At 70.9% G+C, this 13,862-nt stretch carries 9 protein-coding genes; 7 read left to right on the top strand and 2 right to left on the bottom strand.

Translation table 11 applies throughout. From position 1 onward, the window contains the following. Positions 1-19: 19 nt before the first annotated feature. The gene (locus CRP56_RS11950) at positions 20-2,044 is read right to left on the bottom strand and encodes a hypothetical protein (protein ID WP_097263097.1); all 2,025 of its coding nucleotides are present in this window, start codon (positions 2,042-2,044) and stop codon (positions 20-22) included. A gap of 355 nt (positions 2,045-2,399) precedes the next feature. On the opposite strand from CRP56_RS11950, the gene CRP56_RS11955 reads away from it, so the two are divergent. The 3 genes from CRP56_RS11955 to sucB all read left to right on the top strand — a co-directional run bounded on the left by CRP56_RS11955 (position 2,400) and on the right by sucB (position 7,487). After that, positions 2,400-3,932, top strand: coding sequence for a leucyl aminopeptidase (locus tag CRP56_RS11955; RefSeq protein ID WP_097263100.1), 1,533 nt, complete (start codon positions 2,400-2,402; stop codon positions 3,930-3,932). Between the two features lie 287 nt (positions 3,933-4,219). Next, positions 4,220-5,608, top strand: a complete 1,389-nt coding sequence (gene lpdA, locus CRP56_RS11960) for a dihydrolipoyl dehydrogenase (RefSeq protein WP_059191323.1) — start codon at positions 4,220-4,222, stop codon at positions 5,606-5,608. Positions 5,609-5,681: 73 nt separating this feature from the next. Then, positions 5,682-7,487, top strand: coding sequence for a 2-oxoglutarate dehydrogenase, E2 component, dihydrolipoamide succinyltransferase (gene sucB / locus CRP56_RS11965; protein ID WP_097263103.1), 1,806 nt, complete (start codon positions 5,682-5,684; stop codon positions 7,485-7,487). A 63-nt stretch (positions 7,488-7,550) separates the two neighbouring features. Here sucB and CRP56_RS11970 read toward each other — a convergent pair whose 3' ends face one another. Next, complete coding sequence (locus CRP56_RS11970; protein ID WP_097263105.1) at positions 7,551-8,225, bottom strand: hypothetical protein; 675 nt, start codon at positions 8,223-8,225, stop codon at positions 7,551-7,553. A gap of 279 nt (positions 8,226-8,504) precedes the next feature. On the opposite strand from CRP56_RS11970, the gene CRP56_RS11975 reads away from it, so the two are divergent. From CRP56_RS11975 to CRP56_RS11990, 4 genes are all read left to right on the top strand, one after another. After that, a complete protein-coding gene (locus CRP56_RS11975) occupies positions 8,505-9,137 on the top strand; it encodes a GntR family transcriptional regulator (protein WP_059191326.1) in 633 nt (210 codons plus the stop codon). A 361-nt stretch (positions 9,138-9,498) separates the two neighbouring features. Then, the gene (aceE, locus tag CRP56_RS11980; protein ID WP_097263107.1) at positions 9,499-12,204 is read left to right on the top strand and encodes a pyruvate dehydrogenase (acetyl-transferring), homodimeric type; all 2,706 of its coding nucleotides are present in this window, start codon (positions 9,499-9,501) and stop codon (positions 12,202-12,204) included. A gap of 67 nt (positions 12,205-12,271) precedes the next feature. Continuing rightward, positions 12,272-13,249 (top strand): helix-turn-helix transcriptional regulator, encoded by a 978-nt coding sequence (locus tag CRP56_RS11985; RefSeq protein WP_097263109.1) that lies wholly within the window; start codon positions 12,272-12,274, stop codon positions 13,247-13,249. Positions 13,250-13,305: 56 nt separating this feature from the next. Further along, the gene (locus CRP56_RS11990) at positions 13,306-13,824 is read left to right on the top strand and encodes a DUF4240 domain-containing protein (RefSeq protein ID WP_097263112.1); all 519 of its coding nucleotides are present in this window, start codon (positions 13,306-13,308) and stop codon (positions 13,822-13,824) included. Positions 13,825-13,862 lie beyond the last annotated feature (38 nt).

A 13,862-nucleotide genomic window follows, 5' to 3' on the forward strand; every position in this document is an offset into this window, starting at 1 on the left:
CCCTTCGGGGCGTTGCTGCTTACGGCAGTTTCAGCGTCAGCGCCGACTGCAGTGCCGCGGGCGTCCCCCAGGCCGAGCGCCTTCCCGCGTACGCCGTACCGAAGGTGGTCGTACCGAGAAGAAGCTGCTGCTTCGTTCCCTCCGGTGCCGTCACCGGGATCTGCGTCCCGCTCGGGGCCGTGACCGTCACCGTGGTGCCGACGCGGTACGCCGTGACCTTGCCGGAGGCCAGCGCGGCCTGCCAGGCGGCGCGGCGCTGGAGTTCGGTGCCGATGGCGGCCTGGGCGAGGTTCTCCAGCGGGGTGTCGTCGGCGAACAGGGCCTGGTAGTCGGCCAGCACCTTGTTCAGGACCGGGTAGAGCGTGCGGTCCTCGGCCAGGTTGGACTGGTGGGCGTAGTGCGGGCGCGGGTCGCCCGAGACCACGTGCCCGAGGGCGGTGCGGGCCTCCCGCGGGACGATGTACGACCGGTAGCCGGTGGCCGTGTCGAGGGGCGCGGGCAGGCAGGTGGAGGACGGGTTGTTCTCGCACAGGCCGCTGCCGCCGTCGGCCGCCGAGGCGTAGATCCAGTTGTACTCGTCGGCCATCTCCGCGTCGGTGCCCGTGTTGTAGTACACGTTCATCGGGTAGCGCGGCACGGTGAGGGTGCTGCCGCCGACCGAACGCTGCTCGGGTTCACGGGAGTTGTCGGAGGCGATCCACTTGACTCCGTTCGCGGCCAGCGCGCCCGCGAGGTTGGGGTTGTCGTCGGGCTGCTGGGGCAGGGTGCGCAGGCCCGAGTGTTCGCCGGTGACCAGTTCGGCGCGGTTGAGCGGGAGGCCCTTGCCGACGCCCCAGTTGTAGTTGTCGCTGATCTCCGCGGAGATGTCGGCGCGGCTGAGGTACTGGGTGCTGCCGTCGGGGTTCTTGGCGCAGCTCCACGGCACGCTGGTGGTGTCCTGGACGCAGCCGAGGAACTTGTGCGTGTAAGTGTGGTTGATCCAGCGGTACTTGGCCTTGTCGGCGAGCAGTTGGGCGGCGAGCGCGTCGGTGCCGCCGTTCTCGGTCTTCCACTCCTCGCCGGAACCGGCGTTGTAGACCATGTCGAGCTTGAAGCCGTGCTCCTGCTGCCACTGCGCCGCGTACTGGGCGTCGGCGGCGGTCATCCGGATCGGGACGGCCCCCGCGCCGTCGCCGGGGCAGGCGAAGTTGCCCGGAGTGCAGTTGTGTGCGGTGTCCCAGCGGCTGTCGGGGGCGAACACGTCGTCGACGTGGACCTCGAAGTAGTTGCGGGCCTGCCCCAGGTGCACGCCCTGGGTCAGCCACTCGACGATGCCGCCGGCCAGCACCCGGAACTGCTGCTGGTACTGGTTGTAGGCGAAGGTCACGACGAGTTCGCGGCGGCCGTCGTGGGCGTACTCGCCGATCAGGCTGCCCCGGCCGGTGCCGCCCGGCACAGGGACGTCGACGTAGCTGGTGAAGCCCGTGCGAGGCGTGGCGACGAAGCCGTAACTCTCCTGCGTCGAGGCGGAGTTGTCCTCGAAGGTGACGGCCCCGTCGAGGTAACCGAACCAGCCCGCCTTGCCTGCCTTGGTGACGTCGGCCGTCCGGCCGTCCAGCGTCCCGGAGTACGCGCTGTAGTCCAGGCCCACCTCCGGGTGCGCCCAGGTGTAGGCGTCGACCTGCGGGATGCCGTACGTCTTCTCGTACGTCTCCAGCGCGGTCTGCTCCGCCGAACCGGCCCCGAACGGGGCCTCGTTGGGCAGCACGACGCCCTGGTATCTGGCCCGGGGCGTGCCGTTGACGGTGTCGGCGAGGAACGCGGCCGTGATGGCGGGGCGGTTCGCGTCGTTCAGGTCGACGACGGTGTACGGGATGCCGGTGTTCTTGAGCTGAGCGGTGATGGCCTGGACGGGGCTGTCGCCGTTGTCCACGACCAGCACCTTCAGATCGATGCGCGGTGTCGTCGCCGCGGCGGCGCCGGGCGCCCCCAGGCCCAGCGCGATCAGCCCCGCCGCCGTGGAGACGGCGGCGGCGGCCTTCCATCTGTGCGCACTTTGCGCCATTGGGTGTCCTTCCCCCCAGAAGATCCTCATGTGGCCCCTTTGCGGGAAATCCGGGGAGGATCCATGGAAAACATGCAAAGCGGCGAACAGAGCGGCCGCCGGGAACACAGCGAGTGTGACCGAGGTGACGGGGCGTGAGAGCTGAGTAGTGGCCACGACGCCACCCACAGGTGAACGCCCGTAGGAATGAGCGAAACCGCGCCACGCGCGTAGGCTCGGTCCGGGTGTTCATCGACGGGGTGAAGGCCCCGGTCGATGCCATCCTCTCAGGCAGATCTAGGGTCGGCTGTCGGGCCCGGTCGACCCACCCGTTTCGACCACTGGAACTTCACATCGGAAGCGAGATTTCACCACCGTGACTGCTCTCACTCTCAGCACCGCCGCGGCGCCCGGCCTGCGGGCCGACGCGATCGTGATCGGTGTCGCCAAGGGCGCTGCAGCCCGGTCCGGGGGCCTGGTCGTCGCCCCGGGCGCCGAAGCCGTGGACAAGGCCTACGACGGCAAGCTCGCCGGCGTCCTGGAGACCCTCGGCGCCTCCGGTGCAGAGGGCGAGGTGACGAAGCTGCCCGCGCCGTCCGGTTTCAAGACGCCGCTCGTGGTGGCCGTGGGTCTCGGCCCGGAGCCCGAGAAGGACTCCTCCTTCGACGCCGAGGCGCTGCGCCGGGCCGCCGGTACGGCCGCCCGCGCGCTGACCGGCTCGAAGAAGGCCGCGTTCGCGCTGCCGCTGACGGACGCCGCGGACGCCGGTGCGATCGCCGAGGGCGCGCTGCTGGGCGCGTACTCCTTCGACGCGTACAAGGAGAACGGCAAGGACCCGAAGAAGGGCAGGGCGCCGCTCGCCGAGGTGGCCCTGCTGGGCGGCAAGCCCCGCGACCGCGCCTACAAGGCGGCCGTCGAGCGGGCCCTGGCGGTCTCGGAGGAGCTGAACCGCGCTCGGGACCTGATCAACACCCCGCCGAACGACCTGTACCCGGAGGCCTTCGCCGCCATCGTGCAGGCCGCGGGCAAGGAGCACGGCCTCAAGGTGCAGGTGCTCGACGACAAGGCGCTGGTCAAGGGCGGCTACGGCGGCATCCTGGGCGTCGGCGGCGGTTCCGAGGCCAAGCCGCGGCTGGTGAAGCTGTCGTACACCTCCTCCAAGGCGAAGAAGCACCTCGCGCTGGTCGGCAAGGGCATCACGTACGACTCGGGCGGCATCTCGCTGAAGCCGGCCGGTCACAACGAGACGATGAAGTGCGACATGAGCGGTGCGGCGGCCGTCTTCGCCGCCGTCGTCGCCGTCGCGCGGCTCGGTCTCGAGGTGAACGTCACCGGGTGGCTGGCGCTCGCCGAGAACATGCCGTCGGGGTCCGCGGTGCGTCCGGGTGACGTGCTGCGCATGTACAGCGGCAAGACCGTCGAGGTCCTCAACACCGACGCGGAGGGCCGGCTGGTGCTGGCCGACGCGCTGTGGGCGGCGTCGGAGGAGAAGCCGGACGCGATCGTCGACGTGGCGACGCTGACCGGGGCGATGATGCTGGCGCTGGGCAGCCGGACGTACGGGATCATGGCCAACGACGACGCGTTCCGCACGGCCGTGCACGAGGCCGCGGAGGAGGTCGGCGAGCCGGCGTGGCCGATGCCGCTGCCCGAGCATCTGCGCAAGGGCATGGACTCCCCGACCGCCGACATCGCGAACATGGGTGAGCGGATGGGTGGCGGTCTGGTCGCCGGGCTCTTCCTGCGGGAGTTCGTGGGCGAGGGGATCACCTGGGCGCACCTCGACATCGCGGGTCCGGCGTTCAACGAGGGTGGGCCGTTCGGGTACACGCCCAAGGGAGGTACGGGTACCGCGGTGCGTACGTTGGTGCGGCTGGCGGAGCTCACTGCCTCCGGTGACCTGGGGTGATGTACGCCTAGGAGCTCGGTCGCTCAGGGGCGTGGGCGGCTGCGGGCCGGTTGTGGCTGGTCGCGCAGTTCCCCGCGCCCCTTGGGGCCCTCACCTAGCCGCCTCTTCACATGTGAGCGTGTGGTGTCTCACACCCCGGCCCGGCGTCTCGTTCGCTTCGGACAAGTGCGAAGATGGGGCTCGGCAGGACAGGGCCCCACCACAGGGCCGAAGAAAGAGCGGCCGGACACCAGCCGCCGACCGGTCACCGCAGACCGGCGTAGGCGCACATGCATGGAGGACGTGACGTGGCGAACGACGCCAGCACCGTTTTCGACCTAGTGATCCTCGGCGGTGGTAGTGGCGGTTACGCCGCGGCCCTGCGCGGGGCGCAGCTGGGCCTGGACGTCGCCCTGATCGAGAAGGACAAGGTCGGCGGCACCTGCCTGCACCGGGGATGCATCCCCACGAAGGCCCTGCTCCACGCGGGCGAGATCGCCGACCAGGCCCGCGAGAGCGAGCAGTTCGGTGTGAAGGCCACTTTCGAGGGCATCGACATCGCCGGGGTCCACAAGTACAAGGACGGTGTCATCTCCGGCCTGTACAAGGGCCTCCAGGGGCTTGTCGCCTCCCGCAAGGTGACGTACATCGAGGGTGAGGGGCGGCTCTCCTCCCCCACCTCCGTCGACGTGAACGGCCAGCGCATCCAGGGCCGCCACGTGCTCCTGGCGACCGGCTCCGTGCCGAAGTCGCTGCCTGGCCTGGAGATCGACGGCAACCGCATCATCTCCTCGGACCACGCCCTCGTCCTGGACCGCGTGCCGAAGTCCGCGATCATCCTCGGCGGCGGTGTCATCGGCGTCGAGTTCGCCTCCGCGTGGAAGTCCTTCGGTGCGGACGTCACCGTCATCGAGGGCCTGAAGCACCTCGTCCCGGTCGAGGACGAGAACTCCTCGAAGCTGCTCGAGCGCGCGTTCCGCAAGCGCGGCATCAAGTTCAACCTGGGCACGTTCTTCTCGAAGGCCGAGTACACCGCCGACGGCGTCAAGGTCACCCTGGCCGACGGCAAGGAGTTCGAGGCCGAGGTCCTGCTGGTGGCCGTCGGCCGCGGCCCGGTCTCCGCCGGTCTCGGCTACGAGGAGCAGGGCGTCGCGATGGACCGCGGCTACGTCCTGGTCGACGAGTACATGCGGACGAACGTCCCCACCATCTCCGCCGTCGGCGACCTGGTCCCGACCCTCCAGCTCGCGCACGTCGGCTTCGCCGAGGGCATCCTGGTTGCGGAGCGTCTGGCCGGCCTCAAGGCCGTCCCGATCGACTACGACGGTGTCCCCCGCGTGACCTACTGCCACCCGGAGGTCGCCTCCGTCGGTATCACCGAGGCCAAGGCCAAGGAGATCTACGGTGCGGACAAGGTCGTCGCTCTGAAGTACAACCTGGCGGGCAACGGCAAGAGCAAGATCCTCCAGACCGCGGGCGAGATCAAGCTCGTCCAGGTCAAGGACGGTGCCGTGGTCGGCGTCCACATGGTCGGCGACCGCATGGGCGAGCAGGTCGGCGAGGCCCAGCTGATCTACAACTGGGAGGCGCTGCCGGCCGAGGTCGCCCAGCTCATCCACGCCCACCCGACGCAGAACGAGGCGCTCGGCGAGGCCCACCTGGCGCTGGCCGGCAAGCCGCTGCACGCTCACGACTGACCCTCGGTCGACGAAGCGCACGCGACTCCGCGACGACACAGACTTCCGCAATTCGTAAGGAGCAACCGAAACCATGGCGGTTTCCGTAACCCTTCCGGCGCTCGGCGAGAGCGTCACCGAGGGCACTGTCACCCGCTGGCTGAAGGCCGAGGGTGAGCGAGTAGAGGCCGACGAGCCGCTGCTCGAGGTGTCGACCGACAAGGTCGACACCGAGATCCCCTCCCCGGTGTCCGGCGTCCTGTCCTCCATCAAGGTCGCCGAGGACGAGACCGTCGAGGTCGGCGCCGAGCTGGCCATCATCGACGACGGCACCGGCGCCCCCGCCGCCGCCCCGGCCCCGGCCGCCGAGCCCGCCCCCGAGCCCGCCGCGGCTCCGGAGCCGGCCGCTGCCGCCCCGTCCACCGAGCAGGCCGCCCCGGCGCCCGCTCCCACCGCTGAGGCCGCCACCGGCGGCGGCAGCGCCGAGGGCACGGACGTCGTCCTGCCCGCGCTCGGCGAGTCCGTCACCGAGGGCACCGTCACCCGCTGGCTGAAGTCGGTCGGCGACTCCGTCGAGGCCGACGAGCCGCTGCTCGAGGTCTCCACGGACAAGGTCGACACCGAGATCCCGGCGCCCACCTCCGGTGTGCTGCTGGAGATCACCGTCGGTGAGGACGAGACCGCCGAGGTCGGCGCCAAGCTCGCCGTCATCGGTGCCCCGGGTGCCGCTCCGGCCGCCGCTGCCGCCCCCGCGGCTCCGGCTCCGGCCGCCGCTGCCCCGGCTCCCGCCGCCCCGGCCGCCCCCGTGGCGCCGCCGGCCCCGGCTCCGGCCCCCGCCGCGCCGGCTCCCGCGCCCGCCCCGGTCGCCGCCGCTCCGGCTCCGGCCGCCCCGGCCCCCGCGCCGGCCGCTCCGGCTCCGGTCGCCCCCGCGGCCCCGGCTCCGGCCGCGACCTCCGGTGACGACGGCGCCTACGTGACCCCGCTGGTGCGCAAGCTCGCCGCCGAGCACGGTGTCGCGCTGTCCGCCGTCAAGGGCACCGGCGTCGGCGGTCGTATCCGCAAGCAGGACGTCATCGCCGCCGCCGAGGCCGCGAAGGCCGCCGCCGCTGCCCCGGCTCCGGCCGCCGCAGCCCCGGCCGCCCCCGCCGCCAAGAAGGCGCCGACCCTGGAGGCCTCCCCCCTCCGTGGCCAGACCGTCAAGATGCCGCGCATCCGCAAGGTCATCGGCGACAACATGGTCAAGGCGCTGCACGAGCAGGCGCAGCTGTCCTCGGTCGTCGAGGTCGACGTCACGCGTCTGATGAAGCTGCGCGCCCGCGCCAAGGACGCGTTCGCGGCCCGTGAGGGCGTCAAGCTCTCCCCGATGCCGTTCTTCGTCAAGGCCGCGGCCCAGGCGCTGAAGGCGCACGCGCCGATCAACGCCAAGATCAACGAGGGCGAAGGCACGATCACCTACTTCGACACCGAGAACATCGGTATCGCGGTGGACTCCGAGAAGGGCCTGATGACCCCGGTCATCAAGCACGCGGGCGACCTCAACATCGCCGGCATCGCGAAGGCCACGGCGGAGCTGGCCGGCAAGGTCCGCGCCAACAAGATCACGCCCGACGAGCTGTCCGGCGCGACCTTCACCATCTCCAACACCGGTTCGCGCGGTGCGCTCTTCGACACGATCATCGTGCCGCCGGGCCAGGTCGCGATCCTCGGTATCGGTGCCACGGTCAAGCGCCCGGCGGTCATCGAGACCGAGGAGGGCACGGTCATCGGCGTCCGCGACATGACCTACCTGACCCTCTCCTACGACCACCGTCTGGTGGACGGCGCCGACGCGGCCCGTTACCTGACCGCGGTCAAGGCGATCCTGGAGGCGGGCGAGTTCGAGGTCGAGCTCGGCCTGTAAGCCTCTTCAGTGCCTGTACGGTGCCCCGTCCGGAGCGTTCCGGGCGGGGCACCGTCATGTCCGCTACCGGGGCGTCAGCGTGCGGTCGCTCCAGGCCCACAGGGTCTCGACCCACACGTTCGGGACGTTGAGCCGGGGCGAGTAGGTCAGGTGCCGGGTCCGGTAGGCCTTCAGGACGTCGTAGGTGGCGTCGAGGCAGTCGCGTGAGGTGAGTTCGCCGGTCTTCCGGTCGAAGCCGACGAGGAAGCCGCGACTCTCGACGCTGCGGATCATGGCCCAGGCCGCGTTCACGTCACTGGTCGAGGACGCGACACAGCGGTAACGGCTGTACGGGTGCGTCGACTTGCCGGGGTAGTGGGCGTCCCGGGACATGTCGCTGAGCATGCGGTCGTACGATCCCTGCGCGTGCCAGGCGCCGATGTCGCCGCCCGGCGGGGTGTAGAGCTTGTTGGTGGGGTTCTCCACGGCGCCGTAGACCCACTGGTCGGTGCCGGTGACCCGGAAGCCCCAGCCGACGTGCCCGAACTTCTGCGCCCCGTCCGGCTTGACGAAGACGCAAGCGCCGCCGCCGGCCTGGCCGCCGCCCGCCATGTTGGTGATCGCCTCGGTGCCGCTGGGCGTGGCCGCCGCCTTCGCCCGGGGCGCCGTCTGCTGGCAGCCGGTGATGCCGACCATCGCGCCGATCACGGCCGCCGCGGCCGTCCAGCGGAGCGCTCCGCGCCGTCCTCGGTTGTTCATGCCATCCCCCGATGGTGCGGGGGCACCCCGCGCGGGCACCCCATGCCGACCGCGACGGGGAAGCGGCGGGCCGGGGTTCCTCCGGTGACACGGCGGTGACGCCTCCGGGGCCGCTCCGGTACGGGGCTTTACAGGGCGAGTCGTCCTGTGAGCGTGTAAGTCTCGTCTCACCTGCGGGAAAGCGCCCCCGTGCGCCCCTCCGGGAAGCGCTTGCGGCCTTATTGTCTAAACGTCAAACGCCCTCGGGGCCGATGGGCGGCCCCTCGTTAAGGAGCACTCATGACCGCGCCCGTCGTCCACTCGCTGCGCGAACAGATCCGCGAGCACATCGTGGAGGGGATCGTGAGCGGGCGCTGGAAGCCGGGCGAGCGCATCGTCGAGCGTCGGATCGCGACGGAGCTGGAGGTCAGCCAGACGCCGGTGCGGGAGGCACTGCGCGAGCTGGAGTCGCTGCGGCTGATCGAGTCGGCGCCGAACAAGGGCGTGCGGGTGCGGAACCTGACGGCGGCCGACCTGGAGGAGAGCTACCCGGTCCGGGCCGGTCTGGAGGCGATCGCGGCGGAGCTGGCGGCGGAGCGGCTGGCGGGCGACTGCTCGGCCCTCGAACCGCATGTCGCCGCGCTGTACGAGGCGGACCGGGAGTCGGACGGGACGGCCCAGGTGCGGCACACGGTGGGGTTCCACCGGGAGATGGTGCGGGCGGCGGGCAACTCGGTGTTGTTGCACACCTGGGAGGGGCTGGGCATCGAGGTGTTCACGGCGCTGTCGATTCGGTGGCTGGGGACGGTGCAGCAGTCGTACGCGGAGGAGCACGAGGAGCTGGTGCAGGCGTTTCGGCGTCGGGATCCTCGTATCGCGGAGTTGGTGAAGGCGCATGTGTTGGGGTGTGCGCCCCGGCATGAAGGCGAGTAGTAAGGGTGCATTGTCGGCTGCGGGTGCGTTGTGGCTGGGCGCGCAGTTCCCCGCGCCCCCAGGTACGTGACACCACTCCGCACCACCCGAGCAGCCCCCCGCTCACCTGCGAAAACAGGCCCTCAACAAGGTCACCCGGTGCCATCACCGAAGGCACCGCGTGCCTACTTTCTCGGTTTCGAGAGGTTTTGCCTCTCAACCCTTTGATCGATCATCGATCAGCGAGTTACAGTCGCCGACGGGCCTCCACCGGGGCCTGACGGGCTTCTACCGAAGCTCAAGCCCTGTCCTGCCAAAGACCAAGGGCACCCCCGAACCCTTACCGATGAGGGAACCCCCTTCGACTGAGGAAGGCGGCGACATGACCGACCCCAACGCCATCCAGCCGAGCGAGCTCGACCAGCTCCCCGACCGGGACCCCGAGGAGACCGCCGAATGGCAGGCCTCCCTGGACGCGGTCGCCAAGGCTGCCGGCCCGCACCGTGCCGCGTACCTGATGCGCCGCACGCTGGAGAGGGCGGAGGGCAACGGCATCGCGCTGCCGAAGCTCCTCGAGACCGACTACGTCAACACCATCCCCACCTCCGCGGAGCCGGGCCTGCCCGGTGACCCGGAGATGGAGGCCCGGATCACCGCCTGGAACCGCTGGAACGCGGCCGCCATGGTGACCCGGGGCAGCAAGTACGGCGTCGGCGGCCACATCGCCACCTTCGCCTCCGCGGCCTGGCTCTACGAGACCGGCTTCAACCACTTCTTCAAGGGCAAGGAAGCCGACGGTTCCGGCGACCAGCTCTACATCCAGGGCCACGCCTCCCCCGGCATCTACGCCCGCGCCTTCCTCGACGGCCGCCTCAACGAGGCGCACCTCGACAACTTCCGCCGCGAGTCCGGCGGCAACGGCCTGCCCTCGTACCCGCACCCCCGCCGGCTGCCCTGGCTGTGGGAGTTCCCGACCGTCTCCATGGGGCTCGGTCCGCTCTCCGCCATCTACCAGGCGCGCTTCAACCGGTACCTCACCAACCGCGGCATCAAGGACGTGTCCGCTTCGCACGTCTGGGCCTTCCTCGGTGACGGTGAGATGGACGAGCCCGAGTCCACCGCGGCACTCGCACTGGCCTCGCGTGAGGGTCTCGACAACCTCACCTTCGTCATCAACTGCAACCTGCAGCGCCTCGACGGCCCGGTCCGTGCGAACTTCAAGATCGTGCAGGAGCTGGAGGCCCAGTTCCGCGGCGCCGGCTGGAACGTCATCAAGACGCTGTGGGGCAGCGCGTGGGACGAGCTGTTCCAGCTCGACACCACGGGCGCGCTCGTACGCCGGCTGCGCGAGGTACCGGACGCGCAGGTCCAGACGTACCAGACCCGCGACGCCGCCTACATCCGCCAGGACTTCTTCGGGGCCGACCCCGCGCTCATCGAGATGGCCAAGCTGCTGTCCGACGACAAGATCCTGGAGTGCTTCCACCTCTCCCGCGGTGGCCACGAGGCGCGCAAGGTGTACGCCGCCTACAAGGCCGCGGTCGAGTTCAAGGGCGCCCCGACGGTGATCCTGGCCCAGACGGTCAAGGGCCACACGCTCGGCGAGGGCTTCGCGTCGAAGAACGCCAACCACCAGATGAAGAAGCTGACGGTGGACGAGTTCAAGACGATGCGTGATCTTCTTGAGCTGCCCATCTCGGACAGCGACTTCGTCGACGGTGTCGTGCCCTACGGCCACCCCGGCGCCGACTCCCCCGAGGTGCGCTACCTCCAGGAGCGCCGCGCGGCCCTCGGCGGCCCGGCCCCGGCCCGCCGCACGCACGCGCTGGCCCCGCTGCCCGCCCCCGCCGAGAAGGCCTTCGCCTCCTTCGACAAGGGCTCCGGCTCCCAGAACGTGGCCACCACCATGGCCTTCGTCCGCCTGGTCAAGGACCTGGTCCGCGACAAGGAGACGGGCAAGCGCTGGGTGCCGATCGTCCCCGACGAGGCGCGCACCTTCGGCATGGAGAGCCTCTTCCCGTCCCTGGGCATCTACTCGCCCAAGGGCCAGACGTACGAGCCGGTCGACCGCGACCAGCTGATGTACTACAAGGAGGCCAAGAACGGCCAGATCCTCAACGAGGGGATCACCGAGGCCGGTTCGATGGCCGACTTCATCGCCGCGTCCACCGCGTACTCCACGCACGGTGAGGCGATGATCCCGTTCTACATCTTCTACTCGATGTTCGGCTGGCAGCGCACGGCCGACCAGATGTGGCAGCTCGGCGACCAGCTGGGCCGCGGCTTCCTGGTGGGCGCGACGGCCGGTCGTACGACGCTGACGGGCGAGGGCCTCCAGCACGCGGACGGCCACTCGCCGGTGATCGCGGCGACCAACCCCGCGTCCCTGACGTACGACCCGGCGTTCGCGTACGAGGTCGCCACGATCGTCAAGGACGGTCTGCGCCGGATGTACGGCGAGGCGGCCCCGGGTGAGGACCCGAACGTCTTCTACTACCTGACGGTCTACAACGAGCCGCTCCCGCAGCCGGCCAAGCCGGCCGGCCTCGGCATCGACGAAGGCATCGTCAAGGGCCTGTACCGCTTCAACACCGCGGAGTCGGCTGGCCTGGACGTGGCCGCGGCCAACGCCCCGCGCATCCAGCTGCTGGGCTCCGGCACGGCGATCCACTGGGCCCTGAAGGCGCAGCGGCTGCTGGCCGAGGAGTGGGGCGTGGCGGCCGACGTCTGGTCCGCGACGTCCTGGACCGAGCTGCGCCGTGACGCGCTGGAGGCCGACGCGGCCCTGCTGCGCGGCGAGGAGCGGGTGCCGTACGTCCGTCAGGCGCTGCACGGCGCCGAGGGCCCGGTGCTGGCCGTCTCCGACTACATGCGCCAGGTCCCGGACCAGATCGCGCAGTGGGTCGAGCAGGACTATTCGTCGCTGGGCGCGGACGGCTTCGGCCTCTCCGACACCCGCGAGGCGGCCCGCCGCCACTTCGGTGTCGACGCCGAGTCGATCGTCGTGGCCGCGCTGGCCCAGCTGGCCCGCCGTGGCGAGGTCAAGGCGACGGCTGTGAAGGAAGCGCGCGAGAAGTACGGGCTGTAGCAGCTCGGTGAGTTCAGTGAGTGACGAGGCCCCCGCCGCGGCGGGGGCCTCGTTGCATGATGAGCCCATGCGTGCCGCCCGCCTGATCAAGATGGTGCTCCTCCTCCAGTCCCGTCCCTCCATGACCGCCGCCGAGCTCGCCGAGGAGCTGGAGGTGTCCGAGCGGACCGTCACCCGGGACGCGCAGGCGCTGTCCGAGGCGGGGGTGCCGGTGTACGCGGAGCGGGGGCGGGCCGGCGGGTACCGGCTGATCGGCGGGTACCGGACCCGGCTCACCGGCCTGCACCGCGGTGAGGCGGAGGCGCTGTTCCTGTCCGGGCTGCCGGGGGCGCTGCGCGAGATGGGCCTGGAGGACGCGGCCTCGGCGGCCCGTCTGAAGGTGTCGGCGGCACTGCTGCCCTCACTGCGGGACGCCTCGCGCTCGGCCGCCCAGCGCTTCCACCTCGACGCCCCGACCTGGTGGAGCGAGCCGAAGACGCCCGAGCTGCTGCCCGCCGTCGCGGACGCGGTGTGGGACGACCGGCGGGTCCTCGCGCGCTACCGCAAGGGCGAGGCGGAGGTGGAGCGGGAGCTGGAGCCGTACGGGCTCGTGCTGAAGGCGGGCGTCTGGTACCTGTGCGCGCGGGTGCCGGAGGCGTCCGGAGCGTTCCGGGTGTACCGGATCGACCGGTTCACGGCGGTGGAGCCCGCCGGCGATCGCTTCGACCGCGACGAGGACTTCGATCTGCCGGGGTTCTGGGAGGAGCGGGCCGCACAGTTCGCGCGGGCCATCCTGCGCGCCGAAGTGGTCGTACGGCTGTCCCCGGACGGCGTGCGCGTGCTGCCGCACGTCCTGGACCGGCTCTCCGTGCGGGAGGCGCTGGCGCGGGCCGCTGCGCCGGACGCGGAGGGCTGGGTGACGGTGACCGTGCCGGTGGAGTCCGAGGAGGTCGCGCACTCCCAGCTCGCGGGACTGGGGCCGGAAGTGGAGGTGCTGGCCCCGGAGCGCCTGCGGGCGCGCTTCGCCGCGGACGCGCTGCGCCTGGGGCGCCTGTACGGGACATAACAATCCGCCGCACTCCACGTGCGCCCCACCCGCGCAGGGCCGATGCTGGACCCGTGATGGACGAGACGGAGTTCTGGGAGCTGGTGGACGCCACCCGCGAGGCCGCCGAAGGCGACCCCGAGGAGCAGGCCGACCTGCTCGTCGACAGACTCCTCCAGCTGGACCCGGAGATGGTCCTCGACTTCGCCCGTCACTTCGAGGCCCGCTACAACCGCGCGTACACCTGGGATCTGTGGGGCGCCGCCTGGCTGCTGCTGGACGGGGCCAGCGACGACGCCTTCGACTTCTTCCGGTGCTGGCTGATCGGGCAGGGCCGTGAGGTGTACGAGGGTGCCGTGCACGCCCCCGACTCGCTGGCCGACCTGCTCGGCGACTTCGACGAGGAGATCGACGGGGACGGCGAGGAGCTCGGCTACGCGGCGGACGAGGCGTACGAGCAGCTCACCGGCACCGTCGCACCCGACCTCGGCATCCCGCCGGCGGCACCGGAGCCGGAGGGCACGCCGATCGACTTCGAGGACGAGGCGGCACTCGCGGAGCGGTACCCGAAGCTGTGGGAGCGGTTCAGGGGCTGAGCCCGCCCGCGATTGGCGAGGCCGTTCCTCGGAAAGTT

The sequence above is a fragment of the Streptomyces sp. TLI_55 genome (assembly GCF_900206255.1).
GTDB classification, from domain to species: Bacteria; Actinomycetota; Actinomycetes; order Streptomycetales; family Streptomycetaceae; genus Streptomyces; species Streptomyces aquilus.

Excerpts from the sequence above, each read along its gene's own strand:
- CRP56_RS11950 (WP_097263097.1), bottom strand. The coding sequence starts at position 2,044 with ATGGCGCAAAGTGCGCACAGATGGAAGGCCGCCGCCGCCGTCTCCACG.
- sucB (WP_097263103.1), top strand. The coding sequence starts at position 5,682 with ATGGCGGTTTCCGTAACCCTTCCGGCGCTCGGCGAGAGCGTCACCGAG.
- CRP56_RS11970 (WP_097263105.1), bottom strand. The coding sequence starts at position 8,225 with ATGAACAACCGAGGACGGCGCGGAGCGCTCCGCTGGACGGCCGCGGCG.
- CRP56_RS11975 (WP_059191326.1), top strand. The coding sequence starts at position 8,505 with ATGACCGCGCCCGTCGTCCACTCGCTGCGCGAACAGATCCGCGAGCAC.
- aceE (WP_097263107.1), top strand. The coding sequence starts at position 9,499 with ATGACCGACCCCAACGCCATCCAGCCGAGCGAGCTCGACCAGCTCCCC.
- CRP56_RS11985 (WP_097263109.1), top strand. The coding sequence starts at position 12,272 with ATGCGTGCCGCCCGCCTGATCAAGATGGTGCTCCTCCTCCAGTCCCGT.
- CRP56_RS11990 (WP_097263112.1), top strand. The coding sequence starts at position 13,306 with ATGGACGAGACGGAGTTCTGGGAGCTGGTGGACGCCACCCGCGAGGCC.